Source organism: Ruegeria denitrificans, from assembly GCF_001458295.1.
GTDB lineage: Bacteria > Pseudomonadota > Alphaproteobacteria > Rhodobacterales > Rhodobacteraceae > Ruegeria > Ruegeria denitrificans.
Genome location: NZ_CYUD01000005.1, coordinates 212,240 through 226,165, shown reverse-complemented (window position 1 = coordinate 226,165; position 13,926 = coordinate 212,240). Strand labels below are relative to the sequence as shown.

The window sequence follows — 13,926 nt, the reverse complement described above, 5'->3', positions numbered from 1 at the left end:
ACAGTGGCCATCAAATTGAAACCTGAGCGAACATGCGCCGCAAAAAAAGCAGGTTTTCGCTACGTAGACATACAGCTTCTATGCAGACAGTCAGAGTTGCTCTATCCCCAGCGAAACGTTCTGAGGGGGGCGAATATGAAACTCAGTGCATTGGAAGTTTTTTGCATACTTACAGCAGGGGCAATAGCAGTATTGGGGTTTGTAGGAGCCGCAAACGCCCTATTTTGGGCCATTTAAGAAAGTCTTGCACATTCCTTGACCACTGAATTTCTGCGCATTGACCATTCCTATGGATTTCGATGCGGCTCGGCTAACGGCATTGAGAGAAGCATTGTTGCCCGACGTGCAGGCCTCACTAGAGCATATGGATACTGCGATTGATCGCTTGTTCCCGGCGGATATGCGTCAAAATACTTCAGTTTGTCTATTTTCATGTGTTTTGGGCAATCTAACTATCCGCTTCCTTGTTAAGCCGCCGCGAATGGTCGTCAACTTGATGTCTTTTCGCAAAACCTTGACGTGCCAGCGCAATAAATCTGACCCACAGATTGCCAGATTGGTCTCACACACAGCGTATCAACAACGCTCAACCAAAAGGGACCAAGAAATGAAAAAGACACTGATCACATCTATCGCCGCATTCGCCGTTGTTCTGAGTGCTGGAATGTCCCTAGCTGACTCGCGGGACGATCACAGTTGCGAATTTGGCAATCGAAATACTCCGTCAACATCTTCGCCAGCAGCTGCTAGTACTGAATTTACGCCCAAAGTTAACACCGAATTGCAGCAGACCATTTTTTGCTATGACTGCACCGGCGACAATCCATTTGGCTGCGACCCCTCTCGTAAATAGGTGCTGCGGCTTGAGACTTTCCGATCTGAGCCAAAAAATCGGCCAAGTTGACCAAAAGTTTCTGCCATTCGCAGGATAAACTTTTGGTCAACTTGCTTGCCCCAGCTCGTTTATTTAGCCGACGTGCATTTCCCGAGACTACCTTAACCAGTTCGAACACTGCCCGGGGATTGGCCTGTACAAGTCTTGTAAGCATTGGTAAACGCAGCCTGATCAGAGTACCCGAGCGCAAATGCAATCTCGGAAAGGCTGAGCTTAGGGTCATCCAGATACTGCTCGGCCAGCCTGTGTCGCGTGTCCTTTAACAGTTGTTTGTAGGTCGTGTCTTCTTTCGCAAGCTTGCGTCCAAGTGTACTAACACTCATCCCGAGAGTATTCGCGATTTCATCTTGTGTCGGTGCACTAAATGACAGTCGCGACGTTATTTCACCCTGCACCAAGGAACTCGTTTCACCGATGGTTGGGGACAACTCCTTCATCAGATTTTGCACATGTGTTTCAAGATGCAGCAGTAAAGCGGGATCCGTGTCCTTTACCGGAATATCCATGACGGCCTTATCAAACAGGATACCTGGGACTCTTTGACTATGCTTGGCATTGATCGAAAAAGCGTCGGAAATCTGGGACTGTCCTTCTTCGGTCAATTCATGCGGAAAACGTATCTCAATGACTGGCAAGCGCGATTCAGCCGCAATTTGCAGGCTGGTTAAAAAGGCAGAAACCCGAAACTCATTATGCGCCCCATCAGCACGCATCAGTTGAGCAACGTAATCTATCTCGAGGAACATACCGCGCTCTTCTTCGTAGAAAGACATTTTGGCAAAGCCTCGTGCCAAACGAGCGTAGGTCACAGCCTTCTCAATCGCCTCGCCAACGGTCGGAGAGTTCAGCACGACATAGCTGAGAAGTGTCGTCTTTCTGGGGTTGAACGTCTTTCCCGCAGAGACCGCAAACAAGGGGTCTCCGGTCTCTTCAATGGCGAGCTCCAGGAGGCGAAGCTCATTCCGAACATCGACCAAATTCGGCGGGGTTTCGTGAATATCCACGGGCAGGTTTGCCGATCTCAGCAGCGCTATAATATCTGAACCACGGTTCTCAAGAAGCTTGGCAACGTGATGCACTCCAAAACCTGGAACACTCCAAGATTGACTATCTGAATTCACATTGTTCTCTTTCATATCTCTATACCGCCCGAGACTGAGGCGCCCTTTGAAATCTGAGCCCTTTTCACTGCACTCAAATCTATCGCTCTCTTCCGCTTATTCATAGAGTGCCCCGTGGTGTCCGCTAACGATGGTGGATACTTAGACACCCTCTATCAAGCGCGTCAGGTCAGATTAACCGGACGGACACGACCAAAAGTCGAGTTTGTCGCGTCTGCGAACCTGCAAAGTCCAGTCACAATATCCGATTTCAACCTATTTTAGTCATTGTAGAGCTTGGCTCAGATGACGGCTTTGTCCCGCTCCTCTGCCGTTTAAGAGTGGAAGTTCCAATGTCCGCTTCCCGCAATTCGCATTGTATTGCAAAAGCGAAAGGTGGTTGCGTGACAAATGGTAGGAAAGGGCTCAAATTCGCAAGCATGTGCTGCTGGCACATGAGTGTTTCAGAAACCACTGGCCAGATCTTCGGCGTTGTGAATACTTGCGCTTTTACAGGCATCGAACAATCAGGAGGCACTCGATGAGCAGGCGATACAGCTTTCCCGAGGAACACTGGGATTGGCCTGTAAAGCTGACGCACCACCACGCAGTGCGTGCGGGCGACATGGTCTTTACTGGCGGGCAGGTGGATTTGGATTCCCAAGGAACCGTACGCAACACCGGCGATTTGGATGCCCAGGTACGCAATTCGATGGCCTATATGCAGGATCTTCTGACCGACCTTGGCGTAGGTTTCACCGATCTGGTGCGACTGGTTGTCTATTACGTCGGTGACGCGGGTGATGAAGTCCGGTTGCTGAACCTGCTGGCCGACATCATCGGACATGAGGTCAAACCGGTGGTCAACCTGATCAACCTGCCTGAACTCTGCTACCCTGACATGCTGTGCGAAATCGAAGGCGTCGCCATGCGCGCGCCTAATGGCAGCGCTCTACCCCGCCAGAATTACCACATCGATGCCCAGTCGCCTCTGCCTAGGGCCTTCTCGCATGTCGTGAAGTGCAACGACATGATCTTTACCGGTGACATGACCGCCCGCTCCTCCGACGGATCGGTCATCCATCCCGGCGATATCGTGGCGCAAACCCGATTGATGATGGAGCGTCTCTCCCACGCGCTTCAGACCGCAGGTGCGGGGATGCAGGATGTAGTCAAGGTCAACACGTTCTACCTTGGCGACGGCACAGCAGAAGATTGGGAAGTTTCAGCCCGCATCCGTGCCGATTACTTCCCTGAGCCCGGTCCGGCGCCCACCGGCATTCCCGTGCCGTCCTTTCCCCATGACGGGCTGACCACACGCATCGCCGCGACCGCTTGCGTCCCCCGAGCGCGCCGCATTCGCCATGCCTGGCCTGACGGGCATTGGAATTGGACCACGGCACTGCCTTACAAACACGGAGTCTGTTCCGGCCAGCTCATCCATGTGGGCGGTCAGGTGGCACTGGATACACAGGCAAAAGTGCTGGAACCCGGCAACATGGTCACCCAAACCCGCATCGCAATGGAGAATGTGGTTCGCGTGTTGGATGAGTTTGGCGCTACTCTGAACGACGTGATCAAAGTCACCACCTTCTATCAAGGCAGCGCCTCAGCCGAAGCGCTACACGAAAACCTGCTGATCCGATCCAATTCATACACCGCCCCCGGCCCAGCCACGACAGGCATCCCGGTGCCCAACCTGGTCTACGAAGACATGGTGATCGAGATCGAGGTCATCGCGATGCTCGAGAATCATATGGGCGCGTGAATTTACTCCAAAGGAATGTGTCGCAAACTTCGGCGCCTGATTGATTGGCGAGTGGAAATTGACGTTTCTTCCTGTTGCGTAGTTTTCGAACAGGTTTCAGTATGATTTCATTGAAGGGTTGCCATTTGCCCAGAGCAGCAGTTTTGTATGCTGCGTATTTCTATCTACGGCACACAGTTTTCTATCGTGACTTAGAAGAAATCATGGCCGAACGGTTCTGTCGCAAACTCCGTCCTCACCTGTCAGATCGAACGCAGTTCTGATAACGCGGGCTGGAATATGACAGGAGCAAACCGTGACGATCTCATTTAAGGGCGCGCATTTTCCGAAAGACGTGATTTTGCACGCGGTTTTCTTCTACCTACGCTACGGTGTTTCATACCGGGATCTGGAAGAAATCATGGCGGAACGCGGCGTTGATCTGGATCATGCGACGCTGAACCGCTGGGTCAGTCGATATGCTGGTCTCATTGCGGAAGCAGCACGCTATAGAAAGCGTCCCGCAGACCGTTCGTGGCGCATGGATGAAACATACGTGAAAGTGAAAGGCGAATGGGTTTATCTTTACCGAGCGATCGACAAACACGGCAAGACCCTGGATTTCACGTTGTCCGAGCGTCGGAATAAAGCCGCTGCGACGAAGTTCTTCGCTCGCGCGCTTGAGGTGAACGGTCTACCGCGCAAGATCGTCATTGACAAAAGTGGTGCCAACACGGCCGGCATCAAGGCAAACAATAAGATGCTCAAGAGCTTCGGTTGTCCAATCCCGATTGAGATGGTGAGGCGGAAATACCTCAATAACATCATTGAACAGGATCACCGCTTCATCAAACGAAGGATCAGGCTCATGCTGGGGTTCAAATCTTTCGCTGCAGCCTCATCTGCCCTGGCAGGCATAGAATTGGTCAACATGATCCGCAAAGGTCAATTCACGACCGGACTCTGTCCGTTTCAGCAGTTCATCCAACTGGCAGGATAAACTGCTCACCAATTCCACTGATGCTCTGCCATCTGATAAGTTTGCGACAGAACCCCGACTTTCACCTCATCAAAGTTTTGCGACACAATTCACTCGACTTCACTTGAAGCAAATTCTTGAGCGCAACCATTGCGGTGCGCATAATTTTCATATTTTGCACACCACATTAGCAGACAGATTATGTGACAAAAATCAACTGCGCTTACGGCCTTGTCGCAAACTCTGTAGTCTGTCTGCCGATCTGATCGATGGTCTGTTAAGGGAACATCCAAAACAGAGGGCGGTAGATCGTGGCAATTTCATTTAAGGGCGCGCCTTTTCCAAAGGATGTGATCTTGCACGCGGTGTTTTTCTATCTGCGATACGGCGTGTCATACCGCGATCTTGAAGAGATCATGGCCGAGCGCTGCGTATCGGTCGGCCACGCGACCTTGAACCGTTGGATCATCAAATTCGCGCCTCTGGTCGCGGAACGGGCCCGCCGTGCATACAACGCCGAATCCGCCCAAAGTTGGGCTTCAACGCCGTCACTTCAGCGGAATCCACATTGGCGGGGATCGAAACGATCACCATGATCCGGAGGGGTCAACGCACGCCAGGAATCTCTCCCTACCAGCAGTTTGTTCAATTGGTAGGTTAATCAATCCGAGTGTCGGTCCGTCTCGACCGGGATCAGAGTTTGCGACAGTTCCCTTACTACCAAATGGCCCCTCGGCATAGTTTGCAAACGCCAGCCCGAAAGGTCGGAATGTCCGCTGTATACCTTTCAGCTCCCTACTCGTCCCGGACCAACTTTAGCCAATAGCGTGTGTACCGGAGTTCACCCGTTCGTATCAAAGCGCCCTTCTCTACTAGATCCTGGAGGTCCCGCGTTGCCGTGGCGCGCGATGTTCCCGTGATCGATAAATAGTTCTCGGCGCTCAGTCCGCCGTTGAATCCATCCGGCCCAGCTTTGAACAAACGGGTGATTACCTTGTCTTGGCGGGCGTTGAACTGATCACGGTGACGTTCATAGAAATGCGTTTTTGCAATAAAGAAGCCTACGCGCTCTAGCGTCACTTGCTGCGCCGTAAAGACTGTCTCGGCAAACCAGACAAGCCATGGAGTCACGTCTAGAGTCTTTTGGTGGCGTTCGAGCTGATCATAGTAAGCCTTCCGCTCTCGCTCGATTGTGAAAGCAAGAGCAATCAGGCTTGGCTGACCGATGTTTTGCGCCAAGGACTTTTCAGCCAGCACCCTACCCAGCAGGCCATTGCCGTCTTCAAAAGGGTGAATGCTCTCGAAATATAGATGGCACAATCCGGCCCGGATCAGTGCGCGCAATGGTTCGGGACCATTTGGTGCGGTTCGGTTGAACCAGGTTACGAACTGGTCCATTTCAGCCGGAACTTGATGAGATGATGGCGCTTCGAAATGCACCATTGGGCGGTCGAGCCTGCCTGAGACGATTTGCATCGCATCCTCATGGCTCCGGTACGCTCCAATTGTTTCCAGATGCCTGTCATGAGACAGAAGTATGTCATGCCACCAAAATAGGGTGTCGTGTGACAGTGGTTCCGAATAGGTGGAATAAACATCCAGCATCTTACCTCCGATCGCACTGGTTTTCATCACTTCTTCACTCAGCAGATCAATACGTAATTGATCTCGATCCGATGCACTCACATGACGAACCGCTCCAATAACTTCCCCTGAAGACAACAGGAATTGTCGCTCGTAGGGCTCGAGTCTTGCGGCATCGTAGCGAAAAGCCGGCCAATCAGGGTACTGCCAGTTCCACATCGTGACGTATAAGTTTCCTTTCTATAGCTCACTATTTGTCGCTGTGTGATTTATAGAGGTCAATCATATTGCTCACCTTTTTTAAACCCTTCAATCCGATCAATGATTGGACGTGTAATCTGAAAACGGGAAAACTCATCCTGTTTCCCCAAATTTATGTGGCATTGGAAGTCCGCGACAGCATTGCCATTGGGGACAGCTCTCCCTTTTCGATCTTGGCCAGCAACGAAATCAGATAAGCACCTGGAGATTGTATGTTTTCAGCACGTTGAAAGATGTATCCGAGAACGATAAAGCGAATAGCAGGGCCAAACGTTGATTTCATTGCATACCAGGTTTTGCCAAGCCTTAGATACTCGGCGATATCATCCATAAGCCGTTCACAGTGTTGCTGATCTTTTGCAAAGCGTAGTTCTGAGCATAGCCGTGGAAAACTGCGCTCCATTTGGTCTGGAGAAACCTGAATCTGAGAAAGATTTTCTTTCTTAACTTCCGGATTCAAAGAGTCTTCTTTGTGCCCCTCAATTTCACTGTCACTGGCCCTCAAATTTTCTGTATCTGTCTGTGTTACCTCAGAGATTTCCACAGAGATTTCTGCCAGCAGCTCGCTGAGTACATTCGCATCTGGTTTGCGACGCAGAGCATTGCGTACGGTGGTCATCAAATCAGAGATCGCGGTGTCATTTGCTACGAGGTCCCTAAGGCGCGCCAGAGCGGCGGAAACCTTGTCGCGGAGTATAGTGAACTCCAGAACTCGATCGGCATGCCTCTGGGCTTCCTGGATGAACTCAGCGTGCCGTTCAGACAAAGGCATCAACGAGAGCCCAGTTGCGGTGACCACCCTGCCCTGTCGATCCCGGCGCGCCCATCGCTTGCCGTTTGCGCTCATTACGCGGCGGATAAGTCCAAGCTCAACCAGAGTCGAGATATGACGCTCAACTGTCTGCACGCTGACATGAGTTCGTTGGGCGATCGCCGCGTTGGAAGCGAAGCAAATGTGATGATCATCCTGGTCCGCGGCAATCTGATCACCGCCAACAAAGGAAATCATCGCTCTCAAGACATTGAGAGTTGTGGATTTTAACCCAAGTGGTTCTCTGGCCTCTTCAACGGCGCGCAGAAGGTTCCATTTTTTGGGCACAATAGTCCCCTGCCCTGCCGTTCTCGACAAGGTCGCTCCATTTGGAGCCAATGCAGTTAGTGTTTTCATGAGATTTTGTCAGCAGACAAAGAAAACCTGTTCACCCAGAGGCGTTTTTTATTGTGTCGTGATTCGTGGGCTGTTAGGGTTTAGGTGTCTAATCTATAACCACTAGTTGGTTTTCAGCCCTCGGAGCCTCAGGTTTCGGGGGTTTCTTTTTGCTATTCTCCTTTTTGCTCGTTGCCTCATATAGAGTTAACAGATGTTAACTCGCTTACTCCTCGGCACTTTCTTTGAAGCGCTCGTAGGAATCTTGAATGATTTGTCCAAGGTTGTCCGAAAGCCAACTCGTGTAGGCTTCATTGTCCCCTGCCCTTTTGATCGTCATGTTCACCGCCGAATTGCTGGTCTTGATAACGACGTCGGGCGCTGGTCGGACTTCTTGTGCTTTTTTCTTGAGAGTCAAACTGCTTAGGAGCCTGGTTAACCGATCGTCTGAATTAGCAACGTTGAGCGTCTGCAAAAGCTTCTTAGCCTTTTCCGCCGTTATGACTCCTTTCCGCAACGCATCGGCGAGTGCTGTCCACTTGGGCCGCCCAGATTTCGGTGCTGGGCCAATCATATCCCCGAGATCATCCGGAATATCGTTTGTAACTCGCTCCAACTGTGACAGCGTGTTCTTGGAAATCGCTAGAGCTGTGATCGCTTCCGAGCGGTCATATCCCTGGTTTAAAATTTCGCGTGCGAACCGGGCTCTCTCGTAATAGCTGAGGTCGACCCGGGAAGAGTTCTCCAGACCCTTTGCCTGAAGCGCTTCCTTATCATCAAGTGTCCTTACCAGCGCGCGAACAGGTTGGTTCAGATGCTGACAAGCTAAGATGCGACGGCGACCGTAGATGACCTCGAAGTGACCGTCGACGTCCTCAGAAGGACGCAACAGGACGGGAACCTGTTGGCCTCCTGCGTCCTTGATGCTTTCAGCAAGTTCAAGAACAGCTGAATCGACTGTTGGTTCAGCCTCGGAGTTAACAGGTGTTAACTCGATCCCAAGTCTATCTTTTGGACCCCACGGCAAAATGAGTGAGGTATCGATGTCTTGGATGCCGCCGGCTCCAACACGGACCGAAGCTATGGTGCCGCGAGGAAGCGCCGCGTTGGCGCGTTCCGTTTTCGTGGGTGGAATTGGCGGGTTTCCGGCTGCCGCTGCAATCGCTGCAGCCATGCTGGTTTTGTTTTGTTTAAGTGCCATTTCAGCGGCCCCATGCGGTTTGAATCATGTTTGATACTTCGTGCCCAACGGCATCCATACTTGACCGGGCGCGGTCATAGGTCGATCTCGTCATTTCCGATCGAACGACTTCGTACATTGTCATTTTCAGCATCGCGGCATCAGCAATGGCAGTGCTTCGCAGAGCGGTTGCACCGATTACTCGATCCTGAAACAACGCCCGCATTAAGCTAACAATTTGTTGAGATGGAGTGTCTGAGGGGTCGTCCCGGGTTATGAGGAACCGGAAATTGTCATGGACGATCGGAATCCCCGAGTTCTCAAACTCTTCCAGATATGCCGAAGTCATTTCAAGAAACTGCTGCGTAGAGGCTACGTCCAACATGCTCGGTGTCAGCGGCACGATGACAGACGTTGCCGCGAATAACCCCGCCAGCGTCAGGAAACCCAAAGAAGGCGGGCTATCGATAATGATTACATCATAGTCTGCTTCCACCGTCTCGATTGCGTTGGCGAGCCGATTATAGAAGGGGACACCTTTTCGGGCGTAGACAGCAGTTTCCGTTTCAAACTCAGACAGGATCAACTGAGCGGGGGAAAGATCCAGGCCGGGGAAGTAAGTGGCCCGAATGCACTCGGGCATTGGGGCCGGATCCTCGTAGCGCAAAGCATCATAGATAGAATTTCCTTCAAACTCTATCTCGGGCTGAATTCCGCAAAATCCGGTCAAGCTACCTTGTGGATCCAGGTCGATAGCCAGAACGCGATAACCTTGAAGCGCAAGATAGTGACATAGGTGAATGGCTGAGGTGGACTTTGCACTACCACCCTTGAAGTTCATGAGTTGAATGACTTGAAGCCGGTCGTTGTCCCGACGGCCGGGGAGGTACTTGCCGGGCTTTCTCGAGCTGCCCTCAAGAATCTGGCGCATCGTTTTGATTTCGGTGCCGGAATAAAAACGTCGGCCGTTTTTGTTGACTTCCGGCTCTGGAAGGGAGCCCTCAGCATGGCCTTTTCGCAAGAATTGCCCGGTTGTGCCAAACAGGTCGGCGACCTCTGTCGCACTGAAGAGGCGGAGGGTCTTTGACAGCTCAGGAGAATACGCCTGAGTTAAGTGGGTCGTCAGTGCAACTTGTAGACGATCGGATATTTCACGTGTAACGTGAGACTGCGTCGTCGCAGCAATTGGTGTGGTCTGTAGCATAGTTGCAGTTTTCCTGCTCATTTTTGTATGGTTGCGCAACTTGAGTACATTTAGGCACTCGTATTCCGATTCATGTCAAGAGAAAAATCAATAACTTGTGGGTTGTTATGAAGTCCGCACAAGCGTTCTGAAGTTAACAGCTGTTAACTCACGTCCCTACTGAGCACTTGAGAAGCGCTTGGAGGTTGCATTGTACTAATATGAATTCAGTCTCGGAACCTGTATTTTGACGGATGCCTGACCTCGATCGCATTGTTGCTTCTTTGAACTCAGCAAGGCCAATATACGTGCACAGCAATGCGCTCACACCTTTCTTAAGTTTCAAAAAAGTAGCCAAGCGAATGCTATACTTCACGCGGCTTAAACACTGAACTGGCGAGTTTTCGCGACAGATGTTGATAAGTATGCTGACGGGGCAGGGCGGGTAGCACTCACCCCGACAAATCCGACGCCGGATTTTCGGCGATATCGACGTTATCGTAATATTTCTGCTCCTGGGCCATGGAGCGGTGCTGGGAGAGGCGCATGGCGGCCTGGATCGGTGCACCATCCAGCGCAGCCTGGGTCATGAACCCAGAACGCAACCCCTGCGGCGAGGCAAAGCCTTCAGGCAACCCGGTCAGTGCCAGCCGGTGTTTGACGAGCTGATAGATCGCATCCGGGCTGAGGCGGCGTTTGAGTGCCCGGTCGGCTTTGGAGGTAGGCCGGAACAGCCGCCCGTTGACTATTTGCCCCACCTCGATCCAATGCACCAACGCCTGTCTCGTGCGACCCTTCAGCACCAGCCGCGGCGTCTTCCTGTTTGGGTGGTCTTGGTCTCCAGCAGTGAGATCCCGACCAGGCTTTCCTCGTCGGACTCCTTCAGGTTGACATCTTCCCGCCGCAGCCCGGTGATCTCGGACCGCCGCCGGCCCCAGGAGGTCCAGCCCAACATCAGCAGCGCCCGGTTGCGGCAATCCCGGCGGGAACCGCGGCAGGTGGCCAGAAACCTTTCCAGAAAGTCGCGGGTGATCGGCTGGGCGGATTTTTGGGCCGGGGGCCGGGCGGCGGGCATTGGACCGGGTCTGTTTCACTTGCGGGCTGTCAAACAGGGAGGAGAGGTTCTTCATCCGGTGGTAGGTCAGCGAGGAGGAAATGCGCCATTCCAGCGTCGACGGGGCCGGGCAGGCGAGGGATTTGCGCAGTCCTTGTGCGATAAGCGTCTCGGCCGTCTCACGCGCAACACCTTCCTCTGGCGCGTCACTGTGATCGCGGGCGAGATCGAAAATGGAGGCCAGTGCCGTGGCTTCGCTCTCCGGCTAGCGCAGCGCCAGATAGAACCGGGTTGTCTTCCAGGCGGTGACATAGAGCAAATCGCGCTCATAGGCGCAGCGTGTTGGGTGGCGTGCCGTGGACATAAAGATCGTTGAGCGCGTCCTGATCTGCCCGCGACAGGGCAGGGGAGACGGTCGGGAGATATGGGATAGGGGGGCTTCATGTGGTCATTCTGCGTGGCTGTCTAGGCAAAATTAATCACATTTGATTAGCGATACTTATTAGGATTGATAAAGCAAATTCAGCTTGGATAATGTTGTGTGCAAAAAGATGAAAAAATGAAGTTAAAAATGCGGAAGCTTTTAAACCAAAAGCAAATTAAATACGTCCGGTAAGAATCTTAACCAAGTCGGGTTCCGCCTTTTGCGTCTGCTCTAAATCCAAACTGTTTTGAACGTGCAAGAGGTGATGGCGAATGGCTTCTTCAGCGGAATGTGGGTTTCCGCTGACGATGGCGTCGATAATTGATGCGTGCTCATCATCCGGGCACGTTGAGGCCTGGTTTGTTCCGAAAAGCGCGACGATCAGAGAAGTTCGGGTTACCAATTCGCGTACAACGCGGGTCAGAACCGGGTTTTCATGGCGCTCGGCTAGTTCGACATGAAAGGCCCCCGAAAGGCGGATGACTTCGGTTCGGTCATCGCTTTTGCGGGCGAGCTCTTCCTTCTCGACATGGGCGCGCAGGGCTTGAACGTCATTTTCGCCAATGCAGCGTGCCAGTTCCCGCACGATCCCGGTTTCAATCATCAGGCGGGCAACAAAAACCTCGCGGGCTTCGTCAGCACTGGGGCAGGCAACATAGGCGCCTCGATTAGATTGGAGATCGACGATTCCCTGACTGCTGAGCAAAAGCAACGCGCGGCGCACGCGCATCCGGCCAACACCAAAGGTCTCACACAATGCCAGTTCGCTCAGCTTGGTTCTGGGCGCAAGCTTTTGCTCCATAACGGCCGAGTAAATCCGGTCGACGATCATTTGCTCGTCGGGATCTGTTCGCAAGGTGTCAAGCTTGTCTTCAGCTTCGTTTGTCATCTGGTTCCATACCGGCGGAATTGGTTTGAAAATTGTTAATAGCTGTAAGGCTTTCTCCTGACAATATATCGGGTTTGTGTCGACAATATCAATCTTACTGCAAACAAAAAATGTTGACATAGATTGTTAACAATGCAGAAATTGCCCTGTTCACCGGGATTCGACCTGTGACACGGTTTATTTCTTAAGCGCCCGAAAGAGGCGCCGAGACCTCAAAAGGGAGGAAATAATGAAACGCAGAAATCTGATGAAATCATCGGCTGCTTTGGCTTTGGCCGCATCCGTCCTCGGATCGGCAGCCTGGGCTGAAAATCCGGTGCTAAAGATAGGCTTTGTCGGAGTAACCTCTGGTCCAGCTGCGGCCTGGGGGATCTCTAATCAGCGCTCAATGGAAGCGCGGGCAGATTGGATAAATGAGGCCGGTGGATACAAGATCGGCGACACCACTTACGATATCGAAATCGTTTCCTTTGATGATCAGAAAGATCCCAAGCGCGCAATCGCCGGTATGGAGAAGATGGCGCAAGAGGGCATCCACTATGTAGTGGGGCCAAACGTGGATGACGGTGCCGCAGCGGTACGCCCCGTCGCCGAAGCGCAGGGGATCATGTATTTCCCCTATGCCTTCCCAAAAGAGCTGTACACCGCCCCGGCATCGAATGCGGTTTTGGGCATGGTCGCAAATTATCAGTCCGGCCCGGCGATCTATAAATACCTGAAGGACGAAAAGGGCGTAACGTCCGTTGCTTTCGTTGCCGCGAACGAGTCCGACCCGCTGAGCCAACGGGATGGTGGTGTCGAGGCTGCCAAGTCGTTAGGTCTTGAGGTTGTTTCTGATAACGTGACCTACCAGGTGGATACCACTGATTTCACGCCGGTGTTGACACCGGTCATGCGCACGCAGCCTGATTTGCTGGTTCTGTCCGGTGTTTCTCCGGCCAATGCGCCTCAGTTGATCCGCTCGGCGCGTGAACTTGGGTTCCAGGGTCTCATTTCGACCGAAACCGCGCAGGATGCGACGGTTCTGCGGGAAGGGGCAGGGGACCTGGCCAATGGATTTATTTCCGTCGGTGGTGCTTCGACGCCCGAAATCGCTTCGGATGACATGAAGGAGTTCGTCAAACGTTATACCGATATGTTCGGTGAATATAACGACGAGTCCAACACCAAGGTTTATGCGCTGGAATACATTCTCGCGACGCTGAACGCCAATCCTGCGGGTATCGAGGACGTTACTGCGTTCCAGACAACCATGGACACCTTCGAAGCACCAAACCCCTTTATGAAGGGCAACGCCAAAATGCGGTATGTGGGTTCGACGTCATTTGGGCAAAAGCGCCAGATTGCCGTTCCCTTGGTGGTGAATGTCTATCAGGACGGCGCGTTTGAGACGCTGTTTGTCGCCGAAGTCGACTGAGGCAATACTCCCAATCAAGACAGAAACCTAACGAGCTACTCACTCTCCCGGGCCGATAATCGGCCC

Annotated in this window: 12 protein-coding genes and 1 pseudogene; 5 read left to right on the top strand and 8 right to left on the bottom strand. The window is 52.4% G+C overall.

The annotated features are described in order from the left end of the window. The first annotated feature begins 289 nt into the window (after positions 1-289). Complete coding sequence (locus RUE5091_RS09510) at positions 290-853, top strand: hypothetical protein (protein WP_058281659.1); 564 nt, start codon at positions 290-292, stop codon at positions 851-853. A gap of 143 nt (positions 854-996) precedes the next feature. Here the strand turns inward: RUE5091_RS09510 and RUE5091_RS09505 are convergent, their stop codons facing one another. Continuing rightward, a complete protein-coding gene (locus tag RUE5091_RS09505; protein WP_058281658.1) occupies positions 997-2,031 on the bottom strand; it encodes a helix-turn-helix domain-containing protein in 1,035 nt (344 codons plus the stop codon). 505 nt (positions 2,032-2,536) lie between these two features. Between RUE5091_RS09505 and RUE5091_RS09500 the strand changes: the two genes are divergently transcribed. The 3 genes and pseudogenes from RUE5091_RS09500 to RUE5091_RS23575 all read left to right on the top strand — a co-directional run. Next, positions 2,537-3,763 (top strand): RidA family protein, encoded by a 1,227-nt coding sequence (locus tag RUE5091_RS09500; protein ID WP_082643598.1) that lies wholly within the window; start codon positions 2,537-2,539, stop codon positions 3,761-3,763. Between the two features lie 295 nt (positions 3,764-4,058). Continuing rightward, the gene (locus RUE5091_RS09495) at positions 4,059-4,742 is read left to right on the top strand and encodes an IS6 family transposase (protein WP_058281656.1); all 684 of its coding nucleotides are present in this window, start codon (positions 4,059-4,061) and stop codon (positions 4,740-4,742) included. A 290-nt stretch (positions 4,743-5,032) separates the two neighbouring features. After that, positions 5,033-5,227 (top strand): annotated as a pseudogene (locus RUE5091_RS23575) (hypothetical protein); the annotation flags it as partial. Between the two features lie 289 nt (positions 5,228-5,516). Here the strand turns inward: RUE5091_RS23575 and RUE5091_RS09485 are convergent. From RUE5091_RS09485 to RUE5091_RS09460, 7 genes are all read right to left on the bottom strand, one after another. Next, positions 5,517-6,524 (bottom strand): Fic family protein, encoded by a 1,008-nt coding sequence (locus RUE5091_RS09485; protein ID WP_058281654.1) that lies wholly within the window; start codon positions 6,522-6,524, stop codon positions 5,517-5,519. A gap of 154 nt (positions 6,525-6,678) precedes the next feature. Beyond that, the gene (repC, locus tag RUE5091_RS09480; protein ID WP_058281653.1) at positions 6,679-7,734 is read right to left on the bottom strand and encodes a plasmid replication protein RepC; all 1,056 of its coding nucleotides are present in this window, start codon (positions 7,732-7,734) and stop codon (positions 6,679-6,681) included. A 205-nt stretch (positions 7,735-7,939) separates the two neighbouring features. Further along, complete coding sequence (gene repB / locus RUE5091_RS09475; protein WP_058281652.1) at positions 7,940-8,914, bottom strand: plasmid partitioning protein RepB; 975 nt, start codon at positions 8,912-8,914, stop codon at positions 7,940-7,942. A 1-nt stretch (position 8,915) separates the two neighbouring features. Then, a complete protein-coding gene (repA, locus tag RUE5091_RS09470) occupies positions 8,916-10,097 on the bottom strand; it encodes a plasmid partitioning protein RepA (protein ID WP_058281782.1) in 1,182 nt (393 codons plus the stop codon). A 431-nt stretch (positions 10,098-10,528) separates the two neighbouring features. Further along, the gene (locus tag RUE5091_RS23570; RefSeq protein ID WP_243470752.1) at positions 10,529-10,852 is read right to left on the bottom strand and encodes a site-specific integrase; all 324 of its coding nucleotides are present in this window, start codon (positions 10,850-10,852) and stop codon (positions 10,529-10,531) included. Positions 10,853-10,872: 20 nt separating this feature from the next. Then, positions 10,873-11,151, bottom strand: coding sequence for a site-specific integrase (locus tag RUE5091_RS23565; protein WP_243470751.1), 279 nt, complete (start codon positions 11,149-11,151; stop codon positions 10,873-10,875). 578 nt (positions 11,152-11,729) lie between these two features. After that, on the bottom strand, positions 11,730-12,443 hold the full coding sequence (locus tag RUE5091_RS09460) for a GntR family transcriptional regulator (protein WP_058281781.1): 714 nt from the start codon (positions 12,441-12,443) through the stop codon (positions 11,730-11,732). A gap of 229 nt (positions 12,444-12,672) precedes the next feature. On the opposite strand from RUE5091_RS09460, the gene RUE5091_RS09455 reads away from it, so the two are divergent. Further along, positions 12,673-13,860 (top strand): ABC transporter substrate-binding protein, encoded by a 1,188-nt coding sequence (locus RUE5091_RS09455; protein ID WP_058281651.1) that lies wholly within the window; start codon positions 12,673-12,675, stop codon positions 13,858-13,860. The last annotated feature ends 66 nt before the right edge of the window (positions 13,861-13,926 follow it).